The sequence below is a fragment of the Arthrobacter sp. LjRoot78 genome, assembly GCF_964254335.1.
Taxonomy (GTDB): Bacteria; Actinomycetota; Actinomycetes; order Actinomycetales; family Micrococcaceae; genus Arthrobacter.
This window is the reverse complement of sequence record NZ_CAXUTG020000001.1, coordinates 2,447,787-2,463,765: the sequence shown is the minus strand read 5'-3', so window position 1 is coordinate 2,463,765 and position 15,979 is coordinate 2,447,787. Positions and strand designations below refer to the sequence as shown.

Annotated in this window: 11 protein-coding genes; 7 read left to right on the top strand and 4 right to left on the bottom strand. The window is 66.3% G+C overall.

The annotated features are described in order from the left end of the window. The first annotated feature begins 61 nt into the window (after positions 1 to 61). Positions 62 to 1,297, top strand: a complete 1,236-nt coding sequence (metK, locus tag ACSQ1X_RS11400; RefSeq protein WP_436057747.1) for a methionine adenosyltransferase — start codon at positions 62 to 64, stop codon at positions 1,295 to 1,297. Between the two features lie 158 nt (positions 1,298 to 1,455). Next, positions 1,456 to 3,609 (top strand): primosomal protein N', encoded by a 2,154-nt coding sequence (locus ACSQ1X_RS11395; RefSeq protein ID WP_436059330.1) that lies wholly within the window; start codon positions 1,456 to 1,458, stop codon positions 3,607 to 3,609. Positions 3,610 to 3,660: 51 nt separating this feature from the next. Here ACSQ1X_RS11395 and ACSQ1X_RS11390 read toward each other — a convergent pair whose 3' ends face one another. The 4 genes from ACSQ1X_RS11390 to ACSQ1X_RS11375 form a co-directional block, all read right to left on the bottom strand. Continuing rightward, positions 3,661 to 4,737, bottom strand: coding sequence for a glycosyltransferase family 4 protein (locus ACSQ1X_RS11390; protein WP_436057746.1), 1,077 nt, complete (start codon positions 4,735 to 4,737; stop codon positions 3,661 to 3,663). Beyond that, positions 4,734 to 5,663 (bottom strand): alpha/beta fold hydrolase, encoded by a 930-nt coding sequence (locus tag ACSQ1X_RS11385; RefSeq protein WP_436057745.1) that lies wholly within the window; start codon positions 5,661 to 5,663, stop codon positions 4,734 to 4,736. The genes ACSQ1X_RS11390 and ACSQ1X_RS11385 overlap by 4 nt, the downstream gene beginning before the upstream one ends. 11 nt (positions 5,664 to 5,674) lie before the next feature. After that, complete coding sequence (locus tag ACSQ1X_RS11380) at positions 5,675 to 6,550, bottom strand: aldo/keto reductase (RefSeq protein WP_436057744.1); 876 nt, start codon at positions 6,548 to 6,550, stop codon at positions 5,675 to 5,677. Positions 6,551 to 6,619: 69 nt separating this feature from the next. After that, the gene (locus ACSQ1X_RS11375) at positions 6,620 to 7,582 is read right to left on the bottom strand and encodes a sugar-binding transcriptional regulator (RefSeq protein WP_436057743.1); all 963 of its coding nucleotides are present in this window, start codon (positions 7,580 to 7,582) and stop codon (positions 6,620 to 6,622) included. A 122-nt stretch (positions 7,583 to 7,704) separates the two neighbouring features. On the opposite strand from ACSQ1X_RS11375, the gene ACSQ1X_RS11370 reads away from it, so the two are divergent. From ACSQ1X_RS11370 to ACSQ1X_RS11350, 5 genes are all read left to right on the top strand, one after another. After that, positions 7,705 to 9,516 (top strand): glycerol-3-phosphate dehydrogenase/oxidase, encoded by a 1,812-nt coding sequence (locus ACSQ1X_RS11370; RefSeq protein ID WP_436057742.1) that lies wholly within the window; start codon positions 7,705 to 7,707, stop codon positions 9,514 to 9,516. A 162-nt stretch (positions 9,517 to 9,678) separates the two neighbouring features. Continuing rightward, entirely contained in the window at positions 9,679 to 10,428 is a 750-nt protein-coding gene (locus tag ACSQ1X_RS11365) for an MIP/aquaporin family protein (RefSeq protein ID WP_436057741.1), read from the top strand. Between the two features lie 61 nt (positions 10,429 to 10,489). After that, complete coding sequence (gene glpK / locus ACSQ1X_RS11360) at positions 10,490 to 12,004, top strand: glycerol kinase GlpK (RefSeq protein WP_028269139.1); 1,515 nt, start codon at positions 10,490 to 10,492, stop codon at positions 12,002 to 12,004. Between the two features lie 337 nt (positions 12,005 to 12,341). Continuing rightward, positions 12,342 to 14,867 (top strand): leucine--tRNA ligase, encoded by a 2,526-nt coding sequence (gene leuS / locus ACSQ1X_RS11355; RefSeq protein ID WP_436057740.1) that lies wholly within the window; start codon positions 12,342 to 12,344, stop codon positions 14,865 to 14,867. A gap of 69 nt (positions 14,868 to 14,936) precedes the next feature. Beyond that, positions 14,937 to 15,941 carry a DegV family protein gene (locus ACSQ1X_RS11350; RefSeq protein WP_436057739.1) on the top strand — a complete coding sequence of 335 codons (1,005 nt, stop codon included), beginning with the start codon at positions 14,937 to 14,939 and terminating at the stop codon, positions 15,939 to 15,941. The last annotated feature ends 38 nt before the right edge of the window (positions 15,942 to 15,979 follow it).

Below are 15,979 nucleotides of genomic sequence, written 5' to 3'. Positions count from 1 at the left end.
CCTCCTTAGCAGGGGGACATATGCCGAGGCCTGACCGATTCCCAACCAGTAAGGTAGTTGAGTGACTTTACCGCTGCACATTCCCGCATCCCATGGCGCGACGCCGCCATCCCTTCGTCTCTTCACGTCGGAGTCCGTGACTGAAGGCCATCCGGACAAGATCTGCGACCAGATCAGCGATGCAATCCTGGATGCCCTGCTGGCGAAGGACCCCGAGTCCCGCGTGGCAGTCGAGACGCTGGCCACCACCGGACTGGTGCACGTAGCGGGCGAAGTCACCACTGACGCCTACGTGGAGATCCCGCAGATCGTCCGCGAGACCATCCTGGGGATCGGCTATGACTCCTCCGCCAACGGGTTTGACGGAGCACGCTGCGGCGTCTCCGTATCCATCGGCCAGCAGTCCAACGACATCGCCGGCGGCGTGTTCAACTCCCTGGAAGCCCGCGAAGGCCGCCAGGAAGACGACTACGACCTCCAGGGTGCCGGGGACCAGGGACTCATGTTCGGCTACGCCAGCGATGAGACGCCGTCCTACATGCCCGTGCCGATCTGGATTGCGCACCGCCTCTCAGAGCGCCTCACCGAAGTGCGCAAGAACGGCGAGCTTCCGTACCTCCGCCCGGACGGCAAGACCCAGGCCACGATCGGCTACGACCGCGACCGGCCGGTCTCCGTCGAAACCATCGTGATCTCCAGCCAGCACGCGGAGGGCGCCAGCCTCGAGCAGCTGCGCGCCGACCTTGCCACGCACGTGATCGACCCCGTGCTGGCGGCAGCCAACCTGGACATCTCCCGTACGCACAACATCCTCAATCCCGCCGGAGCGTTCGTGATCGGCGGCCCCGTGGGCGACGCCGGCCTGACCGGCCGAAAGATCATCGTGGACACCTACGGCGGCATGGCGCGCCACGGCGGCGGTGCCTTCTCCGGCAAGGATCCGTCCAAGGTAGACCGCTCCGCGGCCTACGCGATGCGCTGGGTGGCCAAGAACGTGGTGGCTGCGGGCCTTGCCAAGCGCGCCGAGATCCAGATCGCCTACGCCATCGGCCAGGCACGGCCCGTGGGCACCTACGTCGAGACCTTCGGCACGGAAACGGTGGATCCCGAGCGCATCAGCGCGGCGATCTCGGAAATCTTCGACCTCCGTCCGCGTGCAATCATCGACGCGCTGGACCTCAAGCGGCCCATCTACACCAAGACCGCTGCGCACGGACACTTCGGCCGCGACGATCCCGACTTCACCTGGGAACGGCTTGACCGGGTGGACGACCTCAAGGCTTTCTTCAACGCCTGAGAGCCGCCGCCGGAGTAAATGTCGGTGCCGTGTGTTTGGCTGTAGCAGGGCCCCGTTCGGGCGCCCTGCTACAGTGCTTTCCGGCTGATGGAGCATTATTCCATCGCACCGGACCCATGAGCACCACAACTGGCAGATGCTGAACGGAGATTGGTCCCATCGCTTCCTTTCCCGGTGAGGCGGCCGCCACTGACGAGCCGCTCCAGCTGTCACTCCTCCAGGGGTTCCCGGCCGCCCGGCCGCAGTCTTCCGGCGGTCCTCCTCTCGCGCCGTCGTTGCCCGTAGCCAGGGTGCTCATCGAGTCTTCGCTGCCTCATCTGGACAGGCCCTTCGACTACAGCGTGCCCGCCTCTTTCGACGACGCCGCGCAGCCGGGCGTCCGGGTCAAGGTCAAGTTCAACGGCCAGGACCTTAGCGGCTACATCCTGGATCGGGTTGCTGAATCCGACGCCGGGCACGCCCTCGTGCCGCTCCAGAAAGTCGTGTCGCCCGTGCAGGTCCTCACGCCGGAATTAGCCGGACTCGCCGGCAACGTCGCAGCCCGCTACGCCGGCACCGTCAGTGACGTCCTGCGCGTAGCCATCCCTCCGCGGGTTGCCAAGCTTGAGAAGGAGCTGGCCACCGAAGGCAAGCTCTCCGCAAGCCCTCAAACGTCCGACGCCGCGGCGGACACAAAGCCGGTTGCGCCCCGCATTCCACACGCACCCGGGAACTGGTCCCGCTACATCAACGGGACGGCCTTCCTCCGCCATCTCGGGGCGGGCGAGTCGCCGCGGGCGGTCCTCAGCGCGCTGCAGGGTTTCGGCCCTGCCGGCTGGCCCGAGCTCATCGCTGATGCCGTGGCGGCCGTCCGTGCCGCGGGCCGTGGCGCGGTGGTGGTCGTTCCGGACCACCGCGACCTGGACCGCGTTGAGGCCGCGCTGGCGCGGCTGCTGCCCCGGGAGGATATCGCCCGGCTCACCGCCGACGATGGGCCGACGCGCCGCTACCGCAGCTACCTGCGGGTGCTGACCGGAAGCGCCGGCGTTGCCGTCGGCACCCGCTCGGCGGCCTATGCCCCCGTGCACAACCTTGGCCTGGTGGTGTGCTGGGACGACGGCGACGACCTCCATATCGAACAGCGGTCGCCCTACGCCCATACCAGGGAGGTCCTGCTCCTGCGGGCGGAGCAGGAGGGGACAGCGTGCCTGCTGGCGGCGCACACACGCAGCACTGAACTGCAGCGCCTGGTGGACGCAGGCTGGGCCCGGACCGTGGAAGCCGCCCGCCCGGAGGTCCGGCGGACGGTTCCGCGTGTTGTGAACACCGCGGACAGCTTCGAACAGGAACGCGACCCCCTTGCCCGGATCGCCAGGCTGCCGGGTGCGGCATGGCGCGCTGCCAAGGAAGGCCTGGAACGCGGCCCCGTCCTGGTGCAGGTTGCCCGTGCCGGCTATGCGCCGTCGCTGGTCTGCGACTCCTGCCGGGAACCCGCCCGGTGCACGGCCTGCAGCGGGCCCCTGGCCGTTGCCGGTGCCGCCGGGTCATCCGCCGTGCCGCAGTGCCGCTGGTGTTCCGCGCCAGCTCCCGCCTGGCGCTGCAGCCACTGCACCAGCCCCAGGCTGCGCCGCTCCGCCACCGGTGTGCTGCGGACCGCGGAGGAGCTGGGCCGGGCATTCCCCGGGAAACCCGTCATCACGTCTTCAGGCGACCACGTCAAAGCCTCTGTCCCGGATACGAAATCCCTCGTGGTGGCTACCGTGGGAGCGGAACCTGTGGCGGCCGGCGGCTATGCGGCCGCGCTGCTGCTGGATGGGGACTCCTTGCTGCGCCGGGAAAACCTCCGCGCCGGGGAGGACGCCGTGCGGCGCTGGTTCAACGCCGCGGCGCTCGTCAAGCCTGCCACGGATGGCGGCCTTGTGGTGATCACCGCGGATGACGCAGCCGGGGTGGGCGCACTGCTTCGCTGGGACGCAGGGGGGTACGCGCAGCGCGAACTGTCACTGCGGCAGGAACTCCAGCTGCCCCCGGCGGTACGGATTGCCTCGGTGACCGGCGGCCGGACCGCCGTCGGGCACTTCACCGAGGCCATTGAACAGAACCTGGCCCGGCAGGGCATTACCTTGCGCATGGCTGGTCCGGCGCCTGTGGTGCTGTCGAATGCACGCGCAGCCAGGCAGGAGGCCGGCGAGGACGTCCGGACGTTGCTGTTCATTCCCTACGCGCAGGCAACGGAGGCAACGCGCGTCATGCGGGCGGTCAAAGCCGCGGCGGCGGCACGGCGCACCGACGATCCCGTCCAGCTTAGGCTCGACGGCGTGGATGTGCTCTAGCTGCCGTGCCTGGTGGTGTTCCCCGGCTGACGCGTTCCCGCACGACCGGACTCAGCGGCTGTTGATCCGGGCGGCTTCTTCGGCCAGGTCGACGAGTTGCCGGGCGGAGTGGTCCCAGCTGAATTCCGCAGCCCGTTCCACAGAACGGCGCGACAGCGCCTTCCACACGTCCGGCTGTTCCAGCCGCCGCACCGCTTCGGCGAACTCGGACGGCGAATCCGGATGGACGTATGTCACGGCGTCGTGCCCCACTTCGCGGAAGATCGGGATGTCGCTGGCGATGACGGGCGTGCCGTGCGACATTGCCTCGACGAGCGGCAGGCCGTAGCCTTCCGCGCGTGACAGGCTGATCAGTGCCGTTGTCCGGGCCAGCAGCGCCTCGTATTCGGCATCCGTCACGCCGTTGTGGAAGACGACATCCGCACCCGGCGGCACCACGGCCTCGAGTTCCGCCCGGCGCTGCGGCGTGATGCGGCTGAGGAGATGCAGCGTCATGTCGGGCAGTTCGGCCATTCCCCGAACCATGGTGTCCACGTTCTTGTATGGCATGAACGAGCCCATATAGAGGAGGGTCCGGTCCGCGCCGGCACCGGGGTCTCGGGGTGTATGGCCGTGCTGCGGAGCGTTGCCCACAATCCGGACCGGCCGCTTCGTGAGGCGGTGTTTGGCGATCAGGGCTTCGGTGGTGTGGCTGATGGTGGCCACCACGTCTGCCCGGTTCAGGAGCAGCCGCTGCGGCCAGAACGCCTTGTGGTACAGGCGCCACAGCACGCGGACCGGGGCAGGCAGGAAGCCCGGCGGGGCAGGGTGCTCGTAGTAGATGAGGTCATGAAGTGTCAGGACCAGGCCGTACTTCCGGCCCAACGTCCCCATCGTCTGCATCGGGCACACGACGACGTCGGCGCCCAGCTTGTTGACCTTGGAGGCCACGAACAGCTCCGCGGGCGAGAGCGGGCTGTTGATCATCGTGTAGGGCACATCCGGGAGCAGGGCCAGCTGCCGGGGATCGCTGACGAGCATCGAGACGTCGGCGATTTTGGCCGTGGCGGCGATAAGGCTTGCCCCGTACCTGCTGATTCCGTCATGGTGGTCCAGGCGGGTGAATCGGGCATCGATAATGATTTTCACGCGGGATGGTCCTTCAGGAAGCGTCTGATGTAGCCGGCGGCCGGTTCGGGTGTCTCGTAGTGGATAAGGTGCCCCACGCCGGGAATGACCTCGAGCGTGCCGTCCGGCAGGAGGGCCTTCAGCTTGTGCTGGTCCGGGAGCATCGCAATCTCATCCTTCTCCCCGGCAACCAGCAGCACGGGCAGGACCAGGTCCGTGGCGACTTCGGAGACATTGCTGCCCACGGACGCCTTGAAGGATTCAAGCAGGCTGTCCCGGTTGGCGAAGGCCGAGAAATAAGCGCTGTGCTGGCCGTGGATGAAGCGACGGAGTTGCTTGTCCCTGGTCTTTGCCATGGCCACGCTCATGACCCTGACAATGAGCCTGCTCCGGAGCAGGTACAGGCCCAGGGCGCGGGGGAGCCTGGCGGAGGCCTCGTAGTAGAAGACGGCCAGTTTGGTCATGACGCCCTTGGGCCCCTCCAGTGCCGGCGCGGCAATGGGATTGATGAGGATGAGCGGGAACACAGCGCCGGGGTTGGCCGCCACGAAGTGGCTGGCAATGATGGATCCGAAGGAGTGTCCCAGCAGCACTGTGTCCGGTCCGAGGCCCAGGGCTGTCATAAAGTCGCGGATGAACTGCCCGTACCGCGCGACGCTGTGCTCACCGTCGGTGAAGGCATCAGAGCTGCCGAAACCGGGCAGGTCCGGCATGATCAGCCGCATGTCGGGGAGCTGGTCCGCAACCCGGAGCAGGCCGTGGTGGTCTCCACGGAATCCGTGGATTACCAGGATCGTCCTGGTCCCGGCCGTAACGGATACCGGCTCATACACCCAGTAGTCCACATTGCAGCCACCCAGGTCGACGCTGGCGGCCCGTGTCCTGTCGTCCAGTTCGCCGCTGAAGAGGGTCAGGGCCTGTGCCGGGCCTGTGTCCACTTGTTCCATGGTGTCGAATCCTAGTTGACGTTGTCCGGGTGGGAGCCTGTGCGGTGGTTGCGTTCCAGGGCTGCAAGGGCGGCCATGTCCGACGCATCCAGCGTGAAGCCGAAGACATCAAGGTTTTCCCGGATCCGGGAATAAGAGCTGGCTTTCGGAATGACCACGTTGCCCAGCTGCACATGCCACCTCAGGATGACCTGGGCCGCGGTCCGGCCGTGCGCCGCTGCCAGCTCTACAACCACTGGATCCTCGAGCACCTGGCCCCGGCCCAGCGGACTCCAGGCCTCGGTGCGGATGCCAAGCCGGTCGTGCAGGGCCCGGAGTTCGTCCTGCTGCAGCCAGGGATGAAGTTCCACCTGGTTCACGGCGGGGACCACTTCGGCCGTCTCCAGGAGGCGTTCCAGATGGGCCGGCTGGAAGTTGGAAACTCCGATGGCCCGGATCCGGCCCTCGCGGTACAGCGTTTCCATGGCCCGGTAACTTTCGGTGAAGAGTCCGCGGCGGGCGCAGGGCCAGTGGATGAGGTAGAGGTCCAGGTATTCCAGGCCGAGGTTGGACATGGACGTCTGGAAGGCCCGCATCGTTGCGTCGTAGCCGTGGTCGTCATTCCACACTTTCGTGGTGACGAAGAGGTCCTCGCGGGAGAGCGACGGCGCCGCCTCGCCGGAGCCGCCGCCGGCTCCGCTGCCGGCGAAGCCGGAGAGGGCGCCGATGGCCTTGCCCACCCCGGTTTCATTCCCGTACATGGACGCAGTGTCGAAGTGCCGGTAGCCGGCTTCGAGTGCCATGGTCACCAGGCCGGCAGCGTCTGCCGGGGGAACCTTGTAGAGCCCGAAGCCCAGTTGGTCGATCAGCACACCGTTGTTGAGGCTTAGCCGGGGCGAGGTTTTCATAGCACTGACTCTACCGACTCCCCGCGGCCGGCTCCCCGGGACAGGCCGCGCGGCCTTCCGCCGAAGGCTTCACGATAACCCGTCGAAACTCACCAGGCGCCGCGCCATGGCTTCATCGAGGATCAGGTCAGTGGCGAGCCCGGCTGCGAGCGCGCCGCGCAGCCCGTTGATCTTCGAGGCTCCTGATACAACGCATATCCGACGCCGGACCTGCCGCAGCTGTGCCAGCGCCGGGCCGGTGGATCTTTCGTTGAGCGTGATGCCGTCGGAGGACCCGTCGCCGCGGAAAAACACGGTGGCAACGTCACCCACCACGTCCGAGCTGGCCAGAATGTTCAGGTCGCTCTCGTCGAGGTAGCCGCCGGCATAGACGTGGCTCGGGTAGTCGGCGTCCACTGAACCCACGCCGAAAATGGCAATGCTCATGCGTGACTGCAGTTCCAGGATGCGCTGGACGCTGCGTTCATTCCACATGGCGGTTTTCGTGGCGGCGTGGTCAAAGAACGCCGGAACGGGAAACTGTTCAACACGCGCCCCGTAGGCGCTGCCGAACCTGCGCATGATGTCGCTGGCGTAGGTAATGCCGGTGGTCTGCATGTTCCCGGCACCGTTGAGCTGGACGATCACGCTGTCATGGGTGATCTTGCGGGTCAGGTGGCGGCTGACCGCGCTGAGGGTGGATCCCCATGCGACGCCGATGATCGCGTTTGAGTCGACCAGCGGACCGATCGTCCTTGCCGCCTGCATGGCCACCCTGTCAAGGGTCTCCGCCTCATTCAGGGTGTCCACCACCGGAACGACGTGCACATCGACGCCGTATTGGGAGCGGATCATGTTCTCCAGTTCGGGTCCTGTGTCGAGCGGATTGCGGATCTGGATCTGCACCAGACCGGTTTCGCGGGCAGTCGATAAAAGGCGGGAAACCGTGGATCTTGAGGTCCGGAGCTCCCTGGCTATGGCGTCCATCGTGAGGTCCTGGAGGTAATACAGTTGTGCAGCCCTGAGGGCTTCTGAGTGGCGTGAACGCGGCATTCGGCTTCCGTTCTGCACGTTTGTGCATAGTGCTTGACTCCATTTTCCATTAGTCCAAACAATAGTGGTGAACGGCGCCGCGCTGAGGCGTGCCGCACAGAACCAAACCCAAAGGAGCAGATTTGGGAACCAACGATTCATCCGGCCATCCGTCTTCCAGCCGCCAGCGGTCCTCAGTGCAGAACCTGCGAAAGCGGCCCCGCGCGCAGGTCCTGATCATCGGCGGCGGAATCAACGGCGTAGGCACGTTCCGCGATCTGGCACTACAGGGCGTCGATGTTGCGCTCGTGGAACGCGGGGACTACTGCCAGGGGGCCAGCGGTGCATCGTCGCACATGATCCACGGCGGAATCCGGTACCTGGAAAACGGTGAATTCCGTCTGGTCCAGGAGTCCGTTGTCGAACGCAACCGGCTGCTGCGCATCGCTCCCCACTACGTCAAGCCGCTCCAGACCACCATTCCCATCTTCAGCACCTTCTCCGGCGTGCTGTCCGCGCCCCTGCGGTTCCTGACCCACAAGCAGCAGGGCAAGCCGAAAGAACGCGGCGCCTTCCTGATCAAGCTCGGCCTGAGCATGTACGACTTCTTCTCACGCGACGGCGGCACAGTTCCGCGCCACCAGTTCCGCGGCCGGAAGCGCGCCCTGGCGGAGCTGCCGCGGCTGCACCCCGGAATCAAGTACGCGGCCACCTACTTCGATGCCTCCGTCCACAACCCCGAGCGGCTCACGCTCGACGTGCTCCAGGACGGCGAAAAGGCCGGTGCCGCGGGTCCGAGTGACGCCCGGGCCAGCAACTACCTCTCGCTCCTGTCCATGGGCGGGGCAGCCGGAAATTCGGCGGGATCCACTGGCGGCAGCACTGTCCAGCTTCGCGACGAGCTCACCGGCGAAGTCTTCGACTTCACGGCGGACGTCATCGTCAACACCACCGGCGCCTGGGTGGACCTGACCAACCAGGCCATGGGCGCCGCATCAGCTTTTATGGGCGGGACAAAGGGCTCGCATATCGTGCTGGACCACCCGGGGCTCCTCGAAGCCTGCAACGGCCGCGAAATCTTCTTTGAACACACCGACGGCCGGATCGTACTGATCTACCCGATGGGTGACCGCGTGCTGGTGGGCACCACCGACGTGGATGCGGACATGGCAGAGGATGCCGTCTGCACCGACGCCGAGATCGACTACTTCTTCGACCTGATCGGCCATGTCTTCCCGGACGTCGCGGTGAGCCGGGACCAGATCGTGTACACCTTCGCCGGTGTCCGCCCGCTGCCCAGGCACGACGCCACCCAGCCCGGCTTCGTCAGCCGGGACTACCGGATCGAGCGCGGCGGACAGGGAGCGGTGTCCAGCGGACAGGCAACGTCAGTCGGCGGCGCCGTCGTACTCAGCCTGGTGGGCGGCAAATGGACCACGTTCCGGGCGCTGGCAGAACACCTGACAAATGACGTGCTCAAGGAACTGGGCCTGGAACGGAAGGTCTCGACGGCGAAACTCGCCATCGGCGGCGGCGCAGGCTTCCCGGACACCCCGTCCGGAGTCCAGCAGTGGATCAAGGCACACATGTCCGCCGGCCGGGACGCTGACCGGATCTCCGGATTGCTGACCCGCTACGGTACCCGCGCCGAAGAAGTCCTGCGCTATCTCGACGCCGGACCGGACAGGCTCCTGCACTCCACGCGGGAACTCAGTGTCCGCGAACTGGAGTTCATGGCCCGCAACGAACAGGTAGGTCACCTCATCGACGTGCTGATCCGGCGGACGTCCCTGGCCTTCCGCGGGCTGGTTACGGGCGAACTCCTCAACGAGGTGGCAGAGGTCCTTGCCGCTCCGCTCGGCTGGGACGCCGCCGCCAGGACAGCCGAGATCCACTATGCCCAGGAGGTGCTTGAACGCTTCCACGGCGTCCAGGTCCACAGCCTGGTCGCCTAGATAGCTTGCGTGCCCGGGGAGGGAGTGCCCGGGCGCAGGGGCTGCGCGGTTCCGCTGGAGGAACAGCCGGCGCAGCAGCCGGCCGGCAACGCAACCACGTTGCCGGCCCAACAGCCCTTCAAACTCGCGAAGGGCTGACAACAGAAAATAGAGGAGTCAAAGATGTCTCTTGGAATTGTTTTCCTTTCCGAAGTATTCGGAACCGCGATGCTGACCCTGCTGGGTTGCGGCGTTGTGGCAAACGTCGCGCTCAAAGGCACCAAGGGCAACAACGGCGGATTCCTGATGGTCACCTGGGGGTGGGGCATTGCGGTCTTCTGCGGTGTTTTCGTGGCCGCCAAGTCCGGCGCACACCTGAATCCCGCCGTCACTTTCGGCCTGCTGCTCAACGGTAAGACGGAGTATGCTCCCGGCGTGAGTGTCGACTTCGCATCTACGCTGACCTACTTCGGCGGTGAGTTCCTGGGCGCGTTCCTGGGTGCAGTGGTCATGTGGCTGGCCCACAAGCAGCACTTCGACGCCGAGCCGGAGCCCGCCAGCAAGCTTGCCGTGTTTTCTACCGGCCCGGCCATCCGCTCTACACCGTGGAACCTGATCACCGAGATCATCGGCACCTTTGTCCTCGTCTTCGTCATCCTGACCCTCGGCGGGACCCCTTCGGGACTGGGCCCGCTGGCCGTTGCCCTGCTGGTTGTCGGCATCGGCGTGTCCCTCGGCGGCCCCACCGGCTACGCCATCAACCCCGCCCGCGACCTCGGTCCCCGTATCGCCCACGCACTGCTGCCCATCAAGGGCAAGGGCTCCAGCGACTGGAGCTATTCCTGGATCCCGGTTGTCGGGCCGCTGGTAGGCGGCGGACTCGCCGGCGCCGTCGCAGCAGTAGTGCCGATCATCGCCGCGGCGGCTTCCTGATCCCCGTCCGGCCTTCCAAGACCCCCTCCAAGCCCTTCAGACAACAGACAAGGACGTCAACATGAACCAGTACGTAATCGCCATCGACCAGGGCACCACCAGCACCCGCGCCATCGTCTTCGACCACAGCGGCAGCATCGTCTCCTCGGGCCAGATGGAACACGAGCAGATCTTTCCGCAGGCAGGCTGGGTGGAACACGACCCCGCAGAAATCTGGAACAACACCCGCGAGGTCATCGCGTCCGCCCTGTCCAAGGCAAACCTGACCCGGCACGACATCGCCGCCGTCGGCATCACCAACCAGCGCGAAACGGCCGTTGTCTGGGACAAAACGACGGGCGAGGCCGTATACAACGCCATCGTCTGGCAGGACACCCGGACCCAGGACATCGTCGACGAACTGGCCAAGGACGGCGGCCCGGAGCGTTTCAAGCAGAAGGTGGGCCTGCCGCTGGCAACGTACTTCTCCGGCACCAAGATCAAGTGGATCCTGGACAACGTGGAGGGCGCGCGTGCCAAGGCCGAAGCCGGCGATCTGGTCTTCGGCAACACGGACTGCTGGGTCCTGTGGAACCTCACGGGCGGAGTGGACGGCGGCGTGCACGTCACCGACGTCACCAACGCCTCCCGGACCATGTTCATGGACCTCGACACACTGTCCTGGGACCAGGAGATTCTGGATGCCTTCGGCGTTCCAGCCTCCATGATGCCGGCCATCAAGTCCTCCTCCGAGGTCTATGGCACGGTCCACACCTCACAGCTGCTCCGCGAAACCCCGGTTGCCGGCATTCTTGGCGACCAGCAGGCGGCAACGTTCGGCCAGGCGGCGTTTGAGGCCGGCGAGGCCAAGAACACTTACGGCACCGGCTGCTTCCTGATCTTCAACACCGGCGAGGAAATCGTCCACTCCAAGAACGGCCTGCTGACCACGGTGGGCTACAAGCTGGGGGACGCTGCTCCGCACTATGCGCTGGAAGGCTCCATCGCCGTCACCGGATCCCTCATCCAGTGGCTGCGGGACAACCTCGGGTTGATCAGCAGTGCCCCGGAAGTGGAAACGCTCGCCGCCTCGGTCAAGGACAACGGCGGCGTTTACATCGTGCCGGCGTTCTCGGGACTGTTCGCACCGTACTGGCGGTCCGACGCCCGCGGCGCCATCGTGGGCCTGACCCGCTTCGTCAACAGGAACCACATCGCCCGTGCGGCCCTGGAGGCCACTGCCTTCCAGACCCGTGAGGTGCTCGACGCCGTCAACGCGGACTCCGGTGTTCCGCTGACGGAGTTGAAGGTCGACGGCGGCATGGTCGCCAATGACGCCCTGATGCAGTTCCAGGCGGACATCCTGGGCGTTCCGGTGATCCGGCCGAAGGTCGTGGAGACCACGGCCCTCGGTGCTGCCTATGCTGCCGGCCTTGCCGTCGGGTTCTGGAAGGACCTGGGGGAGTGCTCGGCCAACTGGTCCGAGGACAAGCGCTGGGAACCGCAGATGGACGCAGGGGAACGGGACCGCCAGATGCGCCTTTGGAAGAAGGCCGTGACGAAGTCCATGGACTGGGTCGACGAGGACGTGAAGTAGTCTGACCTGTCGTTGATGGCAGCCGCAGCTGCCCCGCCCGTCCCGGCGAGGTGCGGCTGCCATCAACTTGTCCGTCAGCTATTCAGCCGCTCGTGGCGACTTACGTTCAGGTGATGGTGGAGGTGCGCTAAAGTAGTTCTATGCGTGCGATCCTTCTGCTTAGCTAGCCGCGCGGTATCCCGACCAAGTACGGATTGCCGAGCGGCCGCCCCTCCATGTCGAGGGGCTTTTGTGTGTCTGGGGTTATCCCCCGGCCACAAGCAGGGGATCAGGAGGCCGGGGCGGGACAGGACGCCAGAGCCTTACGACAAGCGGTACAGAACAGAAGAGGGCAGCAGTGAGCGTTCAGCCGGAGACAGAGACCGGAACAGCAGCAGTCGCAACGGAAGGTCCCGAGGAGGGCACCTACAGCTTCGCCGCGATGGAGGCCAAATGGCCGCAGGTGTGGGAAGACCTCAAGGTGTTCACCCCCCTGGACGACGGCTCGCGCGAGCGCCGTTACGTCCTCGACATGTTCCCTTACCCCTCAGGTGACCTGCACATGGGCCACGCCGAAGCGTTTGCCATGGGCGACGTCGTCGCGCGGTACCTGCGCCAGAAGGGCTTTGACGTCCTGCACCCGATCGGCTGGGACTCCTTCGGCCTGCCCGCAGAGAACGCCGCCATCAAGCGCAATGCGCATCCCAGCGAGTGGACCTACGCCAATATCGACACCCAGGCGGCGTCCTTCAAGCGCTACGCCATCTCCGCAGACTGGTCGCGGCGCCTGCACACCTCCGACCCGGGGTACTACCGCTGGACCCAGTGGCTGTTCAAGCGCTTCTACGAGCGCGGCCTGGCGTACCGGAAGGATTCCCCGGTCAACTGGTGCCCCAAGGACCAGACCGTGCTGGCCAACGAACAGGTGGTCAACGGCGCCTGCGAACGCTGTGGCACCGCCGTGACCAAGAAGTCCCTGAACCAGTGGTACTTCAAGATCACCGACTACGCCGACCGCCTGCTGGACGACATGGACGAGCTGCGCGGCCACTGGCCCGAGCGCGTCCTGGCCATGCAGAAGAACTGGATCGGCCGCTCCGAAGGCGCCCACGTCAACTTCGTGATCGAAGCCGACGGCGAGAAGCCGGCCAAGGACGTCACTGTCTTTACCACCCGCCCGGACACCCTGTACGGTGCCACGTTCTTCGTTGTCGCCGCAGACGCGCCGCTGGCAGTCGAACTGGTCACGGACGAGCACGCCGCCGCGTTGGACGCCTACCGCGAACAGGTCAAGGCGCTGTCCGAAATCGAACGGCAGTCCACCGAACGGGAAAAGACGGGCGTGTTCACCGGCCGTTACGCGGTCAACCCCCTTAACGGCGAAAAGCTGGCGGTCTGGGCAGCGGACTATGTCCTGGCTGACTACGGCACGGGCGCCATCATGGCTGTCCCCGCCCATGACCAGCGCGACCTGGACTTCGCCAAAACCTTCGACCTGCCCGTCCGCGCCGTGCTGGACACGGGAGAGGACGACCCCGCGGTCACCGGTACGGCCACGGCGGGAGAAGGCACCCTGATCAACTCCGGCGTGCTCGACGGCCTGCCCAAGGCTGAGGCCATCCCGGCCGCGATCGACATGCTGGAGAAACAGGGAACCGGCGAAAAATTCGTCAACTTCCGCCTCCGTGACTGGCTGCTCAGCCGCCAGCGCTTCTGGGGCACGCCCATCCCGATCATCCACTGCCCCGCCTGCGGCGAGGTCCCTGTTCCCGACGAACAGCTGCCCGTCACCCTGCCGGCCGACCTGCGCGGTGAAGACCTGTCCCCGAAGGGCACGTCCCCGCTCGCCGCCGCCGAAGCCTGGGTCAACGTTGAGTGCCCCAACTGCCACGGCCCCGCCAAGCGCGACACCGACACCATGGACACGTTCGTTGACTCGTCCTGGTACTTCCTGCGGTTCGTTTCCCCGCAGTACACCGAGGGTCCCTTCGACCCGGAGAAGATCAACGACTGGATGCCCGTGGGGCAGTACGTGGGCGGCGTGGAGCACGCCATCCTGCACCTGCTGTACGCACGGTTCTTCACCAAGGTCATCCACGACCTCGGCATGATCGACGCCGACGAGCCGTTCAGCGCACTGCTCAACCAGGGCCAGGTCCTCAACGGGGGCAAGGCCATGAGCAAGTCACTGGGCAACGGTGTTGACCTCGGAGAACAGCTGGACAAGTACGGCGTTGACGCCGTGCGGCTCACCATGATTTTCGCCTCCCCGCCGGAGGACGACGTCGACTGGGCGGACGTTTCGCCGTCGGGCTCCGCCAAGTTCCTGGCCCGGGCGTGGCGCCTGGCGCAGGATGTCACCAGCGCGCCCGGAACGGACGCTGCCCAGGGAGACCGCGCGCTGCGCTCTGTCACGCACCGCACCATCGCCGACGCCGCCGCACTGCTGGACGGCAACAAGTTCAACGTTGTGGTGGCCAAACTGATGGAGCTTGTCAACGCGACCCGCAAGGTCATCGACTCGGGTGCAGGCGGGGCGGATCCAGCGGTCCGCGAAGCGGCGGAAGCCGTTGCGGTCATCCTGAGCCTTTTTGCGCCCTACACGGCCGAGGACATGTGGAATGTGCTGGGGCATCCCGCCTCGGTGGCGAACGCCGGCTGGCCCGCGCATGACGAAGCACTCCTCGTGCAGGAAACCGTGACCGCCGTGGTCCAGGTGCAGGGCAAGGTCCGCGACCGGCTCGAGGTCTCCCCGGGGATCGGCGAGGACGAGCTGCGTGAACTGGCCCTGGCGTCGGAGAACGTCCAGCGCGCCCTCGACGGGCGCGGTATCCGCACGGTCATCGTGCGTGCCCCTAAACTGGTCAACATCGTCCCGGCCTAGCCGGGACACCGGCCGCCGGTATCGCCGGCGGCCGGCCATGATGTTTGACCGTAGCAGCAGGGGGACGCCGTGAACGACCGGGAGCCGGCCGGATGGCCGTGGCTGAAGGAACGGCTGGCCCGCCTGCGCCAGTCTTCCCGAACGGCGGGCGCGGCACAGGAAGTGGTTACGGCCGCCGTCGTGCGCACTGCGGTGGTGACCGATTCCGCAGCGGCGCTTCCGGCCGACTGGGTCATGGACTTTGCCGCCGACGGCCGGCTGACCGTGGTTCCCATGCCCGTTATGGTGGGGCCCGAGATCTACGGCGAAGGCGAAGACGACATCACCGAGACCATTGCGGTGGCGCTGGCTACGGGCACGCCGGTCAAGACGTCGCGGCCGTCGCCCGGCCAGTTTGAGCAGGCCTATCTTGCGGCGCAGCGCCGCGGCTTCGAAGCGGTGGTCTCCGTGCATATTTCCGGGGCACTTTCCGGAACTGCCGACTCCGCCAGGCTCGCGGCATCGCGCGTCGGCATCCCCGTGGAAGTGGTCGACTCGAAGACCGTGGGCATGGCACTGGGCATGGGTGTGCAGAGTGCGGTGGTCGCGGCGGCAGACGGCCGGGCAGCCCCTGAAGTGCGCGCCTTTGCGGAAGAACGGCTGGCCCGTACCAGGGTGTATTTCTATTTACCCAGCCTGGAGCAGCTACGCCGCGGAGGCCGGATCGGAGCGGCGGCATCCCTGTGGGGGACGATGTTTGCCATCAAGCCGATCCTCGCCGTGGATGACGGGAAAATCGTTCCGCTGGAAAAGGTCAGGTCCGCCTCGCGGGCCGTGGCGCGCCTCGAGGAAATTGTGGTGGCGGACGCCGCCGCGCGTCCCCCCGGCCAGGCCCGCCTGGCCGTCCACCACTTCGGCAATCCCGGGGAAGCCGCTGAGCTTGCGGAACGGCTGGCAGCCTCGCTCCCGGACGTACCCCCCGCGCAGATCAGTTCGCTGCCGGCCGTCCTCGCCGCCCACGCGGGGCTGGGTGTCCTCGCCGTGATCGTGGGGGAGAGCAGCACACCGCAAAAGGAGCCCGCTCTGGCCCAATAGCGGCGCCGGTAGTACAGTCTCCCCACCAAGCACGCTCC

What these genes read in the sequence shown, in the direction of transcription:
- ACSQ1X_RS11385 (WP_436057745.1), bottom strand. Translation starts at nt 5,663, where the DNA reads ATGGAACAAGTGGACACAGGCCCGGCACAGGCCCTGACCCTCTTCAGC.
- ACSQ1X_RS11380 (WP_436057744.1), bottom strand. Translation starts at nt 6,550, where the DNA reads ATGAAAACCTCGCCCCGGCTAAGCCTCAACAACGGTGTGCTGATCGAC.
- ACSQ1X_RS11375 (WP_436057743.1), bottom strand. Translation starts at nt 7,582, where the DNA reads ATGCCGCGTTCACGCCACTCAGAAGCCCTCAGGGCTGCACAACTGTAT.
- ACSQ1X_RS11365 (WP_436057741.1), top strand. Translation starts at nt 9,679, where the DNA reads ATGTCTCTTGGAATTGTTTTCCTTTCCGAAGTATTCGGAACCGCGATG.
- glpK (WP_028269139.1), top strand. Translation starts at nt 10,490, where the DNA reads ATGAACCAGTACGTAATCGCCATCGACCAGGGCACCACCAGCACCCGC.